Consider the following 16,273-nt stretch of genomic DNA (forward strand, 5'->3'; position numbering starts at 1 on the left):
GGGCCGTGGCCGCGGCTGCGGCATTTTCGCCGTGACAGGCGCCGACGGCCCTTCCGGGCAGGTTCCGGCTGGGCGGTCAGCGCCGGATCTGCCGATGGCCGTCCAGGGTGAGGATCGGATCGTAAAGCTCGGGCCGGCGGTCGCGGAACAGGCCCCAGGAGGCGCGCGCCGCCCGCAGCCGGTCGAGATCGAACGTGGCCGTCAGCACCGCCTCCTGATCGCGCGGCGCTTCGACCACCTTCTCGCCCTGGGGACCGGCGATGAAGGACGACCCATAGAAGGTGATGCTCGACGCCTCGGCCTTTTCGACTCCGATGCGGTTGCTGGCGACCAGGGGCATCAGGTTCGCGCCGGCATGCCCCTGCATCACCCTCTGCCAGTGATCGCGGCTGTCGATGCCCGCGTCCTGGGGCTCGGAGCCGATGGCGGTCGGGTAGAAGAGGACTTCCGCCCCCATCAGCGCCATGCAGCGCGCCGATTCGGGGAACCACTGGTCCCAGCAGATCGCCGCTCCGATCGTCGCATAACGGGTCTTGAACACCTGGAAACCGGTATCACCCGGATTGAAATAGTATTTTTCCTGGTATCCCGGCCCGTCGGGGATATGGGACTTGCGGTAGGTCCCGAGAATCCGGCCATCGACGTCGATCATGGCGAGGGAATTGTAGTGGGCATTGTTCGCCCGTTCGAAGAAGCTGACCGGAAGGACCACCTGCAGTTCGGCGGCCAATGCGCTCATACGCCGCAGGACGGGATGATCGTCGACCGGCGCCGCCAGCGCGAACAGTTCCTGTTTCTGATCCTGGCAGAAATAAGGAGTTTCGAACAGTTCCTGAAGCAGAATGATTTGCGCGCCCTCGCGCGCGGCATGGCGCACGAGCCGTTCCGCCGTCGCCACATTGGCTTCCCTATCCCAGGTGCAACTGGTCTGGGTCGCGGCAAGTGTCACGTTTCTCATCATTCTCCTCACGAAACGATCGGGCCCGCATGTCGGTCGGGCCGCGTGGAAGGCCGGCTGGAAAGCCTGTCAACAGATGGGGGCAGGCAACCGCGGATGGTAGGGGGCGCAGGTCGAGGGCGACGACCGCGCCCGGCATGATCCCGTGGCCGTGCCCGGGAGGATTTCAGGACTACCGGACACGCCATCTTCCGAGCTTCGAAATCTCAGCTAATTTTCTCCAATTAAGAGAGAGTTTACGGACTGGCGATACGGTCCCGCGTGGCATGGCAATACATGAGAAGCCACCACATCATATAAGAACCAAGTAGTCTATTGGTTCGATATCTAATTAATCGGTCCGCAGGTTGCGACCGGTGAAGTAGTAGATTGCAAGGGGAAAAAATATTATCGTTGCAGCTAATCTTTCTCTAAAAACGATTGGCCACGATGCATAGTGGTGCCATCATGCAAGACGGTTCAATGAGTGGTTATTATGGGACGAAGGAATTTGATGTGTATCCGCCGCACCATAGGTAAGAACTATGGATGCAAAGACAGTTAAGACGCCATAGGCTACGAGAGAATCTTTACATGCCCGAAAGTATCGCGAATTTTGGTCGAAAGATCCAATATGCGTCCGAAAGGCCGGCTGGGCAGTCAAACCCGCAGAGCGACAATAGTGTCGGCTATGTGGTAAGGGATGTTCACCGCGCCTTCTCCCGTTCATTGCAGGCCAAGATCGCTGCCCACGGCGTAAGCATGGGACAATGGTTCTTTCTTCGCGCCTTATGGGATGAGGACGGGCTTACACAGCGCGAACTCAGCCAGCGCGTAGGCATGATGGAGCCGACTACTGTCACGGCCCTCAACAGCATGGAGCGGCGCGGCCTCGTCGAGCGCGTTCGCAACCCCCACGACCGCCGGAAAGTGAACATCTATCTCACTCCCAAGGGGCGCGGGCTTCGCGACGTCCTGCTCCCCTGCGCGGCGGATGTCAGCGAACTGGCGACCCGCGGCATCGATCCCGCCGATCTCGCCCTGGCGATCAACGTCCTGCACCGCATGATGGTCAATCTCGGCGAGAACGGCGACGCGATCTGACCTCGGCGCGACCCGAACCGCTCCTCCGGGGCTGATCAGTCCTCGTCGTCGGGCGAGTGCGCCGGCATCGCGGCGCCGTCGAGGCGCGCTCCTTCAAGGTTGACGTCCTTGAGGTTGGCGTCGATCAGGATCGCATCGGTCAGGTCGGCGAAACCGAGGTCGGCTCCGGAAAGATTGGCGCCCCGCAGATTGGTCCTGCGCAGGCTGGCGCCGATGAGCTTCGCTTCGCTGAGGTTGGCGGGCCACATCCGGCCGGTCGCCTTGCCGGTGGGGCCCTTTATGTCCACCGAACCCAGCTCCGCACCGTCCAGCCGCGCCCCGCTGAGATCGCTGCCGCGGAAATTGGTGCCGTCCAGCGTCGCATTGGACAGGTTGCATTCCCTGAGGTCCGCGAGCGAAAGGTCCGACATGACCAGGAGCGCCTCGGAGACGTTGGCGCCGACCAGTTTGATGCCTTTCAGATTGGCACCGGAGAGATTGACCCCGCTCAGGTCGATATGGGCCAGATCCTCGGATTGGAGATCGGCACGCTGACCGGCGGCGCCGTTGCTGTTGATCCAGTTGTAGTGCCCCTCGAGGCTGCGCTGGATCCTCAGCGAGAAATTCTCGGCCGTGCGGGCGATATTGGCGCCGGTGCAGTCTGCGCCGGACAGGTCGACCCCCTCCAGCTTGGCGCCCAGCAGGTCGGCGTTCTTGAGGATCGCCCCGGCCAGGATGGCACCGGCGAGGTTGCAGTCGCGCAGCACGGCTCCCGTCAGGTTGGCGCCGCTCAGGTTGACGCCCTTCAGGTCGGCCCTGGAGAGGTTGGTGTTCTTGACGTTGGCGCCGCTGAGGTTGACGCCGGTCATGATCGCGCCCTGGCAGTCCGCTCCGGACATGCTGACCTCGGACATGTCGGCGCCCGACAGGTTGGCCCGGGACAGCAGGGCGTCGTCGAAGTTCGCCCCGGTAAGGTCCGATTTGAGCACCTGGGCGCCCGAAGAGCGCCCGTCGAGCAGGGCGCCGCCCCGCAGGTCGGCTTCCCGGAGGATCGCCCCCTTCAGGCGGGCGCCCCGCATGTGGGCGCCCCTCATGTCGGCCCGGTAGAAGTTGCAGCCCGACATGTCGGCCTTGGTCAGGTGCGCGGCGAACATGTCCGAGTAGCTCAGGTTGGCCTTGTTCATGTCGCAGCCCGACATGTTGGCGCCCGACAGCTTCGCCGATTGCAGATTGGAGCCCGCCAGATGCATCCCCTGGAGATCGATCATCGCCAGATTGGCCCTTACACCCCCGGCCCGTTTGCTCAGCCAACGCTCATGCTTGTCGAGGATGGCGACCAATTCGTGTGGGGTCATGAAGTGGTCCGTTCGAAATGGGGAATGCGGGATATGTCGCGGCTGTTCGGCGGGATCGAGGCTGAACGGCGCTCCCCGGTGTGGGACGCCGTCCGGCACTCTGCCGGAAAGCGGTTAAGATCCAGTTGCCGAGCGCGCACGGCCCGCAAGGCGGGGCCGACGGGCGCACAAGCGGGTTGACGATCTCCCCTGAATCGATGAACACCTCCGGACGGTCGGCCGTTATCGTGCCGAGGCCCCCGGTCGGGGCCCGCAATGACCCTGGATGCAAGGAAGCGGAACATGCCGTCAGGACACACCGTGGTCGCGTTCGATACCGAACTGACCACGCTGCACAGGAAGATCGCCGAGATGGGCGGCCTTGCCGAGGAGCAGTTGATGCGTGCCATGGAGGCCCTGGTCTCCCGCGACGAGAACCTCGCGAGCAGCATCATCGGCCGCGATGCCGAGATCGACAGGGGCGAAGCGGAGGTGGAGGCCCTCGCGGTACGGGTCCTTGCCCTGCGCCAGCCGATGGCCAAGGACCTGCGGCAGGTGATCACCGCGCTCAAGGTGAGCACGAACCTGGAGCGGATCGGCGACTTCGCGAGCAACTGCGCCAAGCGGGTGATGGCGCTTTCGCAAGTGCCGCCCGCGGGTCCGATGAAGTCCCTGAACCGAATGGGCGTCACCACGGCCGGCATGGTCCACGATGTCGTCAAGGCCTATGTGGACGAGGACTACGATCTCGCGATGGCGGTCCGCGACCGCGACGCCGAGGTCGACGCCGTCTACACCAGTCTGTTCCGGGAACTGCTGACCTACATGATGGAGTCGCCCCAGCAGATCACCGCCTGCACGCACCTGATGTTCATCGCCAAGAACCTGGAGCGGATCGGCGACCATGCGACCAACGTCGCCGAAACGGTCTGCTTCCTGGTCAAGGGGCGCCTGCCCGGCGAGGAGCGGATGAAGGAGGACTTGAGCAGCTTCACGGTGGTCAACCCCCGCGAGCCCCAGGGATAACCCCGGGGCGAACGGCCGGCCGCGCTGCGACGGCGGAGCGGGAGGATGTCGCCTTCCGATATTGCCGCGGGGCGCCGGATGTTCTTTCGCACTGCGGCGGAGCGCGGTATCATGCCGCATCATTGGGTTGGCGGGATGACGCTGCATGAAATCTGCCGATAGTTCCCGCTCTTGACGATGGCGCCGGATACCTCGCTTCCCGCCGCCCTTTCCTCCCGAACCGAACAGCCCCGCCTGAAGATCCACGGCGCCGCCCGGGTCCGATTCGAGCATCGGGCCGGGACGACGCGGCTCGCCACCCTCTATCACCACGACCCCCTGCGGGTGCTGTTCCCGAACCCACGGGTCGGCGACCTGCCGGTCGCGACCCTGGTGACGACTTCCGGCGGGCTGGTCGGCGGCGACCGGGTCGACGTTTCGATCGAGGTTGGCCCCGGCGCCTCGGCGCTGGTCACGACCCAGGCGGCCGAGAAGATCTACCGGTCCACCGGCGCCGACGTCCATGTTTCGACCGGCGTGGCCGTCGGTGCCGGGGGATGGCTCGAATGGCTGCCGCAGGAGGCGATCCTGTTCGACGGCGCCCGGCTGCGCCGCGCCACGACCGTCCACCTGGAGGCGTCCTCCCGCCTGATGGCGGGCGAGCTTCTGGTGTTCGGCCGGATCGCGAGCGGCGAACGGTTCACCCGCGGGCTCGCGCGCGACTCCTGGGAGGTCCGCCGGGACAGCAGGCTGGTCTGGGCCGACGCGCTGCACCTGGACGGCGACGTCCGAAGCGCGCTGGACCACCCCGCCTGTTTCGGGGGAGCCGCCGCCTATGGCACGATCCTTTACGCGGCGCCCGATGCCGCGCGCCATCTGGACGCGGCGCGCCGCTTGATCGACACTGTGGTGTCCGGGGCGCCGCCCGGCGTCCTCGCCGCGGCGACCTGCCTGGACGGCATGCTGGTCATCCGCTGGCTCGGCGACCGGGCGCACCATGTGCGGCGCGCCTATGCGGGCTTCTGGGCCGGGTTCAGGGCTCACGCCGCCGGGCTGCCGGCGCGTCTGCCCCGCCTGTGGGACGTGTGAGGTGTGCTGCGCATGAGGCTTGAGACGATGCAAGTGGGGACGGAGCCATGAACCTTTCGCCGCGTGAGAAGGACAAACTGCTGGTCGCCATGGCGGCGACGGTGGCACGGCGCCGGCTGGAGCGGGGCGTCAAGCTGAACTATCCGGAGGCGATCGCCCTGATCACCGACTTCGTCGTCGAGGGCGCCCGCGACGGCAGGACCGTCGCCGAGCTGATGCGCGACGGCGCGGAGGTGCTCACCCGCGACCAGGTGATGGAGGGGATTCCGGAGATGATCCACGAGATCCAGGTCGAGGCCACGTTCCCCGACGGCACCAAGCTCGTCACCGTCCACCTGCCGATCCGCTGAAGGAGGTTGCCATGATTCCCGGCGAGTTGCTGGTCCGGCCCGGAGAGATCGACCTGAACGAGGGGCGGGAGACCGTCAGCCTCGACGTCGCCAACACGGGCGACCGTCCGATCCAGGTCGGATCCCACTATCATTTCTACGAGACCAACGGGGCGCTGTCCTTCGACCGCGAGAAGGCGCGTGGCTTCCGGCTGGACATTCCCGCCGGCACGGCGGTCCGGTTCGAGCCCGGGCAGACCCGCACGGTCAACCTGGTCGCCTATGCCGGCGGCCGCGAAGTCCACGGCTTCACCGGCCGGATCAACGGCAGGCTCTAGTCCAGAAGTCCCTTCTTCAGGTTTCCATCCATCCGGGGAAAGCGTCCGCCATGGCCTATCGCATCGACCGCTCCGACTATGCCGCCATGTTCGGCCCGACCACCGGCGACCGCGTCCGCCTCGCCGACACCGAACTGATCGTCGAGGTGGAGGCGGACCACACCATCTACGGTGAGGAGGTCAAGTTCGGCGGCGGCAAGGTGATCCGCGACGGGATGGGACAGTCCCAGGTGACCCGCCAGGGCGGCGCCGTCGATACGGTCATCACCAACGCGCTGATCGTCGACCACTGGGGCATCGTCAAGGCCGACATCGGCATCCGGGACGGCCGGATCGCCGCCATCGGCAAGGCCGGGAACCCCGACGTGCAGCCCGGCGTCACGATCGTCGTCGGTCCCGGCACCGAGGTGATCGCCGGCGAGGGGAAGATCGTCACGGCCGGCGGCCTTGATGTGCATATCCACGCGATCTGCCCGCAGCAGGCGGAGGAGGCGCTCTACAGCGGCGTCACCACGCTGATGGGCGGCGGGACGGGACCGGCGGCGGGAACCTCCGCCACGACCTGCACGCCGGGGCCGTGGCACATCGCCCGCATGCTTCAGGCGGTCGAGGCGCTGCCGGTCAATTTCGGCCTGTTCGGCAAGGGCAACGCCAGCCAGCCGGCGGCGCTGGTCGAGCAGGTCAGGGCAGGGGTGTGCGCGCTGAAGCTGCACGAGGACTGGGGGACGACTCCCCAGGCGATCGACACCTGCCTGACCGTCGCCGACGAGATGGACGTCGCGGTCGCCATCCATACCGACACGCTGAACGAATCGGGCTTCGTCGAGGATACCATCGCGGCCTTCAAGGGCCGCAGCATCCACGCGTTCCATACCGAAGGCGCCGGCGGCGGCCATGCGCCCGACATCATCAAGCTGTGCGGCCTGGGCAACGTGCTGCCCAGCTCCACCAACCCGACCCGGCCCTTCACGGTCAACACGGTGGACGAGCACCTGGACATGCTGATGGTCTGCCACCACCTCGACCCGCGCATTCCCGAGGACGTCGCCTTCGCCGAGAGCCGCATCCGGCGCGAGACCATCGCCGCCGAGGACATCCTGCACGACCTCGGCGCCTTTTCCATGATCTCCTCGGACAGCCAGGCCATGGGGCGGGTCGGCGAGGTGATCATCCGGACGTGGCAGACGGCGGACAAGATGAAGCGCCAGCGGGGCGCGCTGCCGGAGGAGCGGGGCGACAACGACAATTTCAGGGTCAAGCGCTACATCGCCAAATACACCATCAACCCCGCCCTGACCCACGGGGTGGCCGACCATGTCGGCTCGGTCGCGGTCGGCAAGCTGGCGGACCTCGTGATCTGGTCGCCGGCCTTCTTCGGGGTCAAGCCGGACATGATCCTGAAGTGCGGCATGATCGCGGGCGCGGTCATGGGCGATCCCAACGCGTCGATCCCGACGCCCCAGCCCGTCCATTACAGGCCCATGTTCGGGGCGATGGGCAGGGCGCTCACGGTCAGCTCGGTCACCTTCGTCAGCCAGGCCGGGCTGGAGAACGACCCCGCGGCCCGGCTCGGCCTGATGCGGCCGCTCGTGCCGGTCCGGGGCATCCGCTCGGTTGGCAAGAAGCAGATGGTCCACAACGACATGACCCCGGTGATCGAGGTCGATCCCGAGACCTACGAGGTGCGGGCCGACGGCCAGCTCCTGACCTGCGAGCCCGCGGACGTGCTGCCGCTCGCCCAGCGCTACTTCCTGTTCTGATTTCCGCTTTTCCGAGACCCCGCATGCTCCGCCGCGCCACCCGAGTCCACCCCGCCGGCCACTGGCCCACCGATGCCGCCGCCGGTACCGTCACCCTTGCCTTCGACGACCGCTTCCGCCGCCGTATCCAGCTCAACGACGATTCGGGGGCGCCGTTCCTGCTCGACCTCGCGCGCGCCGTGGTCCTGAACGACGGCGACGCCCTGGAACTTGACGACGGCACCTGCATCGCCGTGCGCGCCGCCGACGAGGATCTGGCGGAGGTGACCTGCGCCACCCCCGAGACCCTGGCCCGCATCGCCTGGCACCTGGGCAACCGGCATCTTCCGGTACAGATCGCCGGCGCCGCCGTCCGACTCCGCTGGGACCATGTGATCGTCGAGATGCTGCAAGGGCTCGGCGCCGACGTGGTCCGGCTGCGCGCGGCCTTCACGCCGGAAGCCGGCGCCTATGCGCATCATGACCACTGAAGACCCGGCGGCCGGATCCGCCCCGGTCGATACCGGGCACCTGACGCGGCTGCTCGCCTGGATGTCGCCGGGCTTCCCGATCGGCGGCTACACCTACAGCCACGGGATCGAGTACGCGGTCGAGGCCGGACGGGTCCGGGACCGGGAGTCGCTGGTCTCCTGGATCGAGGCGATCCTGCTGCACGGTGCGGGATGGACCGATGCCGTCCTGTTCACGGCCGCCGCCCGCGCCGTGCGGCAGGACGACGAGGCGGCCCTGCGGTGGGCGGCGGAACGGGCCGACGCGATGCGCGGCAGCAGCGAGCTGGCGCTGGAGAGCACCGCCCAGGGGACCGCGTTCCTCTCGACGGTGAAGGCCACCTGGCCCCCCGCCGGGCTGGATCGCTGGGCGCAGGTGCTTGCCGCCACCGGCCGGCCGCCGGCCCACGCCGTCGCCGTGGCCGTCGTCACCGCCTGCGCCGGCATTCACGCCGAGGCGGCGCTGTGCGCCTTCCTGCACGGCTTCGCGGCGAACCTCGTCTCCGCAGGGGTGCGGCTGGTCCCGCTCGGCCAGACCGACGGGCAGCGCGCGATAGCGCGGCTCGATCCGGTCCTGCACCGCGTCGCGTCCGATGCCCTTGCCGCCGATCCCGCCGACCTGGGATCCAGGGCGCCCCTGGTCGACTGGGCCGCGATGTCCCACGAAACCCAATATACGAGGTTGTTCCGCTCATGAGCCAAGCTGCCGAAACGGCACCCACCCAACCCGCATCGGCCGAACCCGCACCCATCGTCCGCTCCCACACCGGCCCCCTGCGGGTCGGCATCGGCGGTCCGGTCGGCTCCGGCAAGACCGCGCTGGTCGATGCCCTGTGCAAGGGCATGCGCGACGCCTGGGACGTCGCCGCGATCACCAACGACATCTATACCCGCGAGGACGCCGAGTTCCTGACCCGGAGCGGCGCGCTGGACCCGTCCCGGATCCTGGGGGTGGAGACGGGCGGCTGCCCGCACACGGCGATCCGGGAGGATGCCTCGATCAACCTGGCGGCGGTCGACCAGCTGAACTTGCGGTTCCCCGACCTGGACCTGATCTTCGTCGAGTCGGGCGGCGACAATCTCGCCGCGACCTTCTCCCCCGAGCTGGCCGACCTGACCATCTACGTCATCGACGTATCGGCCGGGGACAAGATCCCGCGCAAGGGCGGCCCCGGCATCACCCGGTCGGACCTGCTGGTGATCAACAAGATCGACCTGGCGCCGTTGGTCGGCGCCAGCCTGGAGGTGATGGACCGCGACGCCCGCCGGATGCGCGGCGACCGGCCGTTCCTGTTCAGCAACCTGAAGAGCGGGCAGGGGCTGCCCGAGATCATCTCCTTCATCGTCCGCGCCGGGGGCCTTCCGCCGCCGGGCTGAACGCCGCCCGGCCGGGGCAAGGAACACTGCGGCCTGTCAACTTGTTTCTTCACCGGTTATCTCGAACCGAAATGGAGAGGCAAGCGTGAACAAGGTCATCGACGATATCTATGAGAGGGTGGCCGGCGGGGAAGAGAACCTTTCCCAGGTCGAACGCTGGACCTCAATGCTCGGCGGCGTCGTCCTGGCTGCCGCAGGCCTGCGCCGGGGCGGCGTGCAGGGCGCCATCATGGGCGTGGCCGGCGGCCTGCTGGCCGCGCGCGGCATGAGCGGCCACTGCGCGATCAAGGCCATGATCAACGAACGGTCCGGCCACGACGAAGGCATGTATTCCGGGGACTTCCTGGAGTCGGAACGCCGCCGTTCCGACGACCACCTGGACCGCCCCTGGAACCGAGTCGACGAGGCGGCCGACGAGAGCTTCCCGGCCAGCGATCCGCCGTCCTACACGCCGGGCCGGGCGTAACCCGCCCGACGGCGCACCGGAATTCGACGCCTGATGCGCGCCGGCCCCGCGAGGGGCCGGCGCGCATCGTTTATGCAACCGGTATTACCAGTGCGTTACAAGCATATACTGATTATATTTCAAGCAGTTCCGGAATGGTCGAGTGTTTCGTAAACACTATGAAATTGCCATCCATGTGTGCTAAGTTGCATTCGCCTGTGTAGGGAACCGGGTGTTCCGTCGCAGGACAGCGTGTCGCGGACAAAACGATAACACGGTCCCCCAGGGGGGCGACCGCGACGCACGTGCCAACCGGGGGAGGCGAATGCAGGGCGAAAACATACTTGAAACCCGGAATCTGACGAAGGAATTCAAGGGCTTCATCGCGGTCAAGGACGTCAACCTGCAGGTTCGCCGCGGCAGCATCCACGCCCTGATCGGGCCGAACGGGGCGGGCAAGACGACGGTCTTCAACCTGCTGACCAAGTTCCTGACGCCGAGCGGCGGGCAGATCCTGTTCAACGGCAACGACATCACCCGGGTCAAGCCGGCCGACATCGCCCGGCGCGGCCTCGTACGCTCGTTCCAGATCAGCGCCGTGTTCCCGCACCTGACCTGCCTGGAGAACGTACGCGTGGCGCTGCAGAAGCGCCTGCGCGGCGACAGCTTCGACTTCTGGCGCTCGGAGACGACGCTGCACGCGCTGAACGGCCAGGCCGACGACCTGCTCGACCAGGTCAACCTGGCGGCCTACCGCGACATCCCGGCGGTCGAGCTGCCCTACGGGCGCAAGCGGGCGCTGGAGATCGCGACCACGCTGGCGCTGGAGCCGGAGCTGATGCTGCTCGACGAGCCGATGGCCGGCATGGGCCACGAGGACATCGACCACACCGCGGCGCTGATCCGCAAGGTCTCGGCCGACCGCACCATCCTGATGGTCGAGCACAACCTGTCGGTCGTGTCCGACCTGTCGGACAAGATCACGGTGCTGCGCCGGGGCGAGATCCTGGCCGAGGGACCCTACGCCGTGGTGTCGAAGGACCCGCAGGTGATGGAAGCGTACATGGGGACGGGACATGCCTGACGGGGCCGCGACGACGACGGGGATGCTGGAGATCCGGGATCTCCACGCCTTCTACGGCGAGAGCCACATCCTGCACGGGGTCGGGCTGGAGGTGCGGCGGGGCGAGGTGGTGACGCTGCTGGGGCGCAACGGCGCCGGCAAGACCACGACGATGCGCTCGATCATGGGCATCGTGGGCCGGCGGACCGGCTCGATCCGGCTGAACGGGACGGAGCTGGTGAATCTTCCGTCGAACCGGATCGCCCGGCTGGGCATCGGCTACGTTCCGGAGGAGCGGGGGATCTTCTCCAGCCTGAACGTGGAGGAGAACCTGATGCTGCCGCCGACGATCAAGGCGGGCGGGATGGAGGTGGAGGCGATCTACCGGCTGTTCCCGAACCTGAAGGAGCGGCGCAAGAGCCAGGGGACGCGGCTGTCGGGGGGCGAGCAGCAGATGCTGGCGATCGGGCGGATCCTGCGGACCGGGGCCGACCTGATCCTGCTGGACGAGCCGACCGAGGGCTTGGCGCCGGTGATCATCCAGCAGATCGGGCGGGTGGTCCGGGAGCTGAAGCGGAGCGGCTTCACGATCCTGCTGGTCGAGCAGAACTTCCGCTTCGCCGCCACCATCGCGGACCGCCACTACGTGATGGAGGAGGGACACATCGTCGACATGATCCCGAACGACCAGCTCGAAGCCAACATGCACAAGCTGCATGAGTATCTCGGCGTCTGATCCGGGCGCCGGAAAGCCGGGCAGGCAAGACCGGGCTCACGCCCGGGCAACGACCAACAACAATGATGATGAATAGGGATGCTGAACATGCTCAAGAAACTTCTCGCCGGCACCGCCACTCTCGCCCTGGCGGTCGGCGCCGTCACCGGTGCCGCGAATGCCCAGATCTCCGGAGATACCGTCAAGATCGGCGTCCTGACCGACAAGTCGAGCCTCTATGCCGACGTTTCGGGTGAGGGTTCCGTCGTCGCCGCCCAGTTGGCGGTGGAGGAATTCGGCGGCAAGGCGGCCGGCAAGCCCGTCCAGATCATCTCGGCCGACCACCAGAACAAGGCCGACATCTCGTCCAACATCGCCCGGCAGTGGTTCGACACCGAGGGCGTCGACGCCATCGCCGACCTGGTCACCTCCTCGACCGCGCTCGCCGTGCAGGAGGTCGCCCGCGACAAGGGCAAGGTGACCCTGATCTCCGGTGCCGCGACCTCGCGCCTGACCGGCGACGCCTGCTCGCCGACCGGCTTCCACTGGGCCTACGACACCTATGCGCTCGCGGTCGGCACCGGACGCGCGATGGTCCAGGAGGGCGGCAAGACCTGGTTCTTCCTGACCGCCGACTACGCCTTCGGCCACTCTCTGGAAGCCGACGTCACCCGCGAGGTCAAGGCGCTGGGCGGCGAGGTCAAGGGCAGCGTCCGCCATCCGCTGAACAACTCCGACTTCTCGTCCTTCCTGCTCCAGGCCCAGGGATCGGGCGCCCAGGTCATCGGCCTCGCCAACGCCGGCACCGACACCACCAACTCGATCAAGCAGGCGGCCGAGTTCGGCATCACCAGCTCGGGCCAGTCGCTCGCCGGCCTGCTGCTGTTCATCTCCGACGTGGACTCCCTCGGGCTCCAGATCGCCCAGGGCCTGTCGCTGACCACCGGCTTCTACTGGGACATGGACGACGAGACCCGGGCCTGGTCGGCCAAGTACGAGCAGAAGACCGGCAAGAAGCCGACCATGGTGCAGGCCGGCGTCTATTCCTCGGTCCTGCATTATCTGCGCGCCGTCGACGCCGCCGGCACCGACGACGGGCTGAAGGTCGCGAACAAGATGAAGGAGCTGCCGGTCAAGGACATGTTCGCCAAGAACGGCAAGATCCTGGCCAACGGCCGCATGGCCCACGACATGTACCTGGCGCGCGTGAAGCAGCCGTCGCAGTCGAAGGGGCGCTGGGACTATTACGACATCCTGCGCACGATCCCCGCCGACGAGGCGTACCAGAAGGCGGAGCTGAGCGGCTGCCCCTTCACCAAGAAGTGAGTCGCGGTCGATCCGAACGATAGGGAGGAACCGACGAAATGATGGAGCTGCTGGGGGTTCCGCCCCAGGTCCTGTTCGGTCAGCTCCTGCTGGGGCTGATCAACGGGTCCTTCTACGCCCTGCTGAGCCTCGGGCTGGCCGTCATCTTCGGCATGCTCAACGTCATCAACTTCGCGCACGGCGCCCAGTACATGCTGGGCGCCTTCGCGGCGTGGATGCTGCTGAAGTTCGCCGGGATCAACTACTGGCTGGCCCTGGTGCTGGCCCCGGTGCTGGTCGGCCTGCTCGGCGTCGTGCTCGAGAAGCTGATGCTCAGCCGGCTCTACAAGCTCGACCACCTCTACGGCCTGCTGCTCACCTTCGGCCTCGCCCTGATCATCGAGGGCATGTTCCGACACTGGTACGGCGTCTCCGGACAGCCCTACCCGATCCCCCAGGCGCTCGCCGGCGGCTACAACCTCGGCTTCATGTTCCTGCCGACATACCGCGGCTGGGTCGTCGCCGTCTCGCTGGTGGTCTGCTTCGGCACCTGGTTCATGATCGAGCGCACGAGGCTGGGAGCATACCTGCGCGCCGCCACCGAGAACCCGGTGCTGGTCCAGGCCTTCGGCATCAACGTCCCGGTCATGATCACCGCCACGTACGGCTTCGGCGTGGCGCTCGCCGGCCTGGCCGGCGTGCTCGCGGCGCCGATCTACCAGGTCAACCCGCTGATGGGATCGCACCTCATCATCGTCGTCTTCGCCGTCGTCGTGATCGGCGGCATGGGCTCGATCCTCGGGGCCGTGCTGACCGGCTTCATGCTCGGCATCCTGGAGGGCTTCACCAAGGTGTTCTACCCCGAGGCCTCCAACATCGTGATCTTCGTCGTGATGGCCGTGGTGCTGCTGATCAAGCCGGCCGGTCTGTTCGGACGGGAGAAGTAAGCCATGGCAACCCATTCCCATAGCGAGGCCCTGCGGGCCGGCACGCCGCCGCAGGCCCGCCAGGGCTCGCCCGCGCTGAAATGGGCGGCGCTGGCGGCGCTGCTGCTGGTGGCGCTGGCAGCACCCTTCCAGCTCTATCCGGTGTTCCTGGCCAAGGCGCTGTGCTTCGCGCTGTTCGCCTGCGCCTTCAACCTGCTGATCGGCTATGTCGGGCTGCTGTCGTTCGGCCACGCGGCGTTCTTCGGCTCGGCCGCCTACGTGACCGCCCACGCGGTCAAGGTGTGGGGGCTGACGCCGGAGCTGGGCATCCTGCTCGGCGTCGCGGTGGCGGCGCTGTTCGGGCTGGCGTTCGGCTACCTGGCGATCCGGCGGCAGGGGATCTACTTCGCGATGGTGACGCTGGCGCTGTCGCAGATGGTGTTCTTCCTGGCGCTCCAGCTGCCGTTCACCGGCGGCGAGGACGGCATCCAGGCGGTGCCGCGGGGCCACCTGTTCGGGCTGGTCGACCTGGGCGACAACCTGACCATGTACTACTTCGTGCTGGCGGTGTTCCTGGCCGGGTTCCTGCTGATCTACCGCACCATCCACTCGCCGTTCGGCCAGGTGCTGAAGGCGATCCGGGAGAACGAGCCGCGGGCGGTGTCGCTGGGCTACAAGGTGGAGCAGTACAAGCTGGCGGCCTTCGTGATGTCGGCGGCGCTGGCAGGCCTCGCCGGCGGGACCAAGGCGATCGTGTTCCAGTTGGCCTCGCTGACCGACATCACCTGGCAGATGTCGGGCGAGGTGGTGCTGATGACGCTGCTGGGCGGGCTCGGCACGATCTTCGGACCCGTCGTCGGCGCCTTCCTGGTGGTCACCCTGCAGAACTACCTGGCCGGCACCCAGCTCCCCGTCACCGTGGTCACCGGCGTCATCTTCGTCGTCTGCGTCCTGCTGTTCCGCCGCGGCATCGTCGGCGAGATCGCCGCACGCCTCAAGCCCAGGGGCTGAGGCTTCACCGTTTGTGGCCATGGACGGCGGCTACGGCCGCCGTCTTTGTTTTTATGGTCGGTGTAATCAAGATCTTGTCGTGCGCCACGACAGGCCCGCGGCAAGACCCCGCGAGGTTTTGTCCAGAATGGGCAGCTTCCACCTCTATCCAAAGGGCAGTTGCAATACGCCGAAGTGACGACCAGATGCTTGTGTGCGCTGCACCTAAGATAAATATTAAATGCTGGTTTTAACGTCTGTGCAGAAATTTCATCCAAAATTACTTTGCTGCACCCGCGATATCGTGATATAGCGGCGCAACAATCACAGTTAATCAACCGTTAACGTCCCGTCCGGCTTCGGCTCGGACGCGAAGCGATACCTGAGGAGTAGACGATGGCGACCGAAAAGGACACCACCACTCGCACCGCCAAGGACGCAGGTGAGGAAACGGTGAAGACCACCCGTGCCGCCGCCGCGGAGGCCGCGGATACCGGCAAGAAGGCTTCCCGCGAAGCTGCCGACGTCGCGGAGAAGGGCGCGGAAGTTGCTCAGAAGACCGCCGAGCAGGGCGCCGAGACCGTCAAGCGCGGCATGGAAGCCGGCAGCGACGTCGCCGGGAAGGCCTCGCAGACGGTCGCCCGCGTCGCGGAGGACACCGCCGGAGCCGCCCGCCAGATGACCGAGCAGTCGAGCCAGCAGTTCGGCCGCGTCTTCAGCATGCAGGCCAAGGCTTCGGAGGAAGTCACCAAGCGGACCCAGCAGAACCTGGAAGTCATGATGCAGGCCAGCTCGGTCCTCGCCGACGGCTTCCAGTCGGTGATGCGCGAGTGGGTGAACTACACCCAGAGCGCGGTGCAGCGTAACATCGACGGCGTGAACTCGATCATGCGCGCCCGCACCGTTCAGGATCTGCTCGCCGCCCAGAGCGATCTCGTCAATGCCGAGGTCGAGCTTCTGCTGAACAGCAGCGTCAAGATTTCCGAGGTGACCGCCCGCGTCGCCAACGACGCCGCCCAGCGGATCAACGGGCAGGTCAAGCAGCAGGCCCGCAAGACCGCCTGATCCGGTTCATAAGCCAGGTCCGGT

18 protein-coding genes are annotated in these 16,273 nt (G+C 66.7%); 16 read left to right on the forward strand and 2 right to left on the reverse strand.

The window, feature by feature from the left end:
- Positions 1-76: 76 nt before the first annotated feature.
- Complete coding sequence (aguB, locus tag JL101_RS09390; protein ID WP_211111245.1) at positions 77-958, reverse strand: N-carbamoylputrescine amidase; 882 nt, start codon at positions 956-958, stop codon at positions 77-79.
- Between the two features lie 573 nt (positions 959-1,531).
- Here aguB and JL101_RS09395 point away from each other — a divergent pair.
- Positions 1,532-2,041 carry a MarR family winged helix-turn-helix transcriptional regulator gene (locus tag JL101_RS09395; RefSeq protein ID WP_203100075.1) on the forward strand — a complete coding sequence of 170 codons (510 nt, stop codon included), beginning with the start codon at positions 1,532-1,534 and terminating at the stop codon, positions 2,039-2,041.
- A 35-nt stretch (positions 2,042-2,076) separates the two neighbouring features.
- On the opposite strand, the gene JL101_RS09400 is transcribed toward JL101_RS09395, so the two are convergent.
- Positions 2,077-3,375 carry a pentapeptide repeat-containing protein gene (locus JL101_RS09400; RefSeq protein WP_203100076.1) on the reverse strand — a complete coding sequence of 433 codons (1,299 nt, stop codon included), beginning with the start codon at positions 3,373-3,375 and terminating at the stop codon, positions 2,077-2,079.
- Positions 3,376-3,657: 282 nt separating this feature from the next.
- Between JL101_RS09400 and phoU the strand changes: the two genes are divergently transcribed.
- The 15 genes from phoU (at position 3,658) to JL101_RS09475 (ending at position 16,249) form a co-directional block, all read left to right on the forward strand.
- The gene (gene phoU, locus JL101_RS09405) at positions 3,658-4,380 is read left to right on the forward strand and encodes a phosphate signaling complex protein PhoU (RefSeq protein WP_203100077.1); all 723 of its coding nucleotides are present in this window, start codon (positions 3,658-3,660) and stop codon (positions 4,378-4,380) included.
- 177 nt (positions 4,381-4,557) lie between these two features.
- Positions 4,558-5,448, forward strand: a complete 891-nt coding sequence (locus JL101_RS09410) for an urease accessory protein UreD (RefSeq protein WP_203100123.1) — start codon at positions 4,558-4,560, stop codon at positions 5,446-5,448.
- A 47-nt stretch (positions 5,449-5,495) separates the two neighbouring features.
- Positions 5,496-5,798, forward strand: a complete 303-nt coding sequence (locus JL101_RS09415; protein WP_203100079.1) for an urease subunit gamma — start codon at positions 5,496-5,498, stop codon at positions 5,796-5,798.
- Positions 5,799-5,809: 11 nt separating this feature from the next.
- The gene (locus JL101_RS09420; RefSeq protein WP_203100089.1) at positions 5,810-6,115 is read left to right on the forward strand and encodes an urease subunit beta; all 306 of its coding nucleotides are present in this window, start codon (positions 5,810-5,812) and stop codon (positions 6,113-6,115) included.
- Between the two features lie 50 nt (positions 6,116-6,165).
- On the forward strand, positions 6,166-7,875 hold the full coding sequence (gene ureC, locus JL101_RS09425; protein WP_203100091.1) for an urease subunit alpha: 1,710 nt from the start codon (positions 6,166-6,168) through the stop codon (positions 7,873-7,875).
- A gap of 23 nt (positions 7,876-7,898) precedes the next feature.
- On the forward strand, positions 7,899-8,345 hold the full coding sequence (ureE, locus tag JL101_RS09430) for an urease accessory protein UreE (protein ID WP_203100093.1): 447 nt from the start codon (positions 7,899-7,901) through the stop codon (positions 8,343-8,345).
- Entirely contained in the window at positions 8,335-9,060 is a 726-nt protein-coding gene (locus tag JL101_RS09435) for an urease accessory protein UreF (protein ID WP_203100095.1), read from the forward strand. The genes ureE and JL101_RS09435 overlap by 11 nt, the downstream gene beginning before the upstream one ends.
- Positions 9,057-9,740, forward strand: coding sequence for an urease accessory protein UreG (gene ureG, locus JL101_RS09440; protein WP_203100097.1), 684 nt, complete (start codon positions 9,057-9,059; stop codon positions 9,738-9,740). The genes JL101_RS09435 and ureG overlap by 4 nt, the downstream gene beginning before the upstream one ends.
- Before the next feature lie 85 nt (positions 9,741-9,825).
- Positions 9,826-10,206 carry a YgaP-like transmembrane domain gene (locus JL101_RS09445; protein ID WP_228435376.1) on the forward strand — a complete coding sequence of 127 codons (381 nt, stop codon included), beginning with the start codon at positions 9,826-9,828 and terminating at the stop codon, positions 10,204-10,206.
- A gap of 304 nt (positions 10,207-10,510) precedes the next feature.
- Positions 10,511-11,269 carry an ABC transporter ATP-binding protein gene (locus tag JL101_RS09450; RefSeq protein ID WP_228435377.1) on the forward strand — a complete coding sequence of 253 codons (759 nt, stop codon included), beginning with the start codon at positions 10,511-10,513 and terminating at the stop codon, positions 11,267-11,269.
- Entirely contained in the window at positions 11,262-11,984 is a 723-nt protein-coding gene (locus JL101_RS09455) for an ABC transporter ATP-binding protein (protein WP_203104631.1), read from the forward strand. Before JL101_RS09450 ends, JL101_RS09455 begins: the two co-directional genes overlap by 8 nt.
- A gap of 87 nt (positions 11,985-12,071) precedes the next feature.
- Positions 12,072-13,289, forward strand: coding sequence for an ABC transporter substrate-binding protein (locus tag JL101_RS09460; protein WP_203104639.1), 1,218 nt, complete (start codon positions 12,072-12,074; stop codon positions 13,287-13,289).
- A gap of 38 nt (positions 13,290-13,327) precedes the next feature.
- Positions 13,328-14,215 (forward strand): branched-chain amino acid ABC transporter permease, encoded by an 888-nt coding sequence (locus tag JL101_RS09465; protein WP_267133554.1) that lies wholly within the window; start codon positions 13,328-13,330, stop codon positions 14,213-14,215.
- 3 nt (positions 14,216-14,218) lie between these two features.
- Positions 14,219-15,205 carry a branched-chain amino acid ABC transporter permease gene (locus tag JL101_RS09470; RefSeq protein ID WP_228435378.1) on the forward strand — a complete coding sequence of 329 codons (987 nt, stop codon included), beginning with the start codon at positions 14,219-14,221 and terminating at the stop codon, positions 15,203-15,205.
- 375 nt (positions 15,206-15,580) lie between these two features.
- Positions 15,581-16,249 (forward strand): phasin family protein, encoded by a 669-nt coding sequence (locus tag JL101_RS09475; protein ID WP_203103438.1) that lies wholly within the window; start codon positions 15,581-15,583, stop codon positions 16,247-16,249.
- Positions 16,250-16,273 lie beyond the last annotated feature (24 nt).

The sequence above is a fragment of the Skermanella rosea genome (assembly GCF_016806835.2).
GTDB lineage: Bacteria > Pseudomonadota > Alphaproteobacteria > Azospirillales > Azospirillaceae > Skermanella > Skermanella rosea.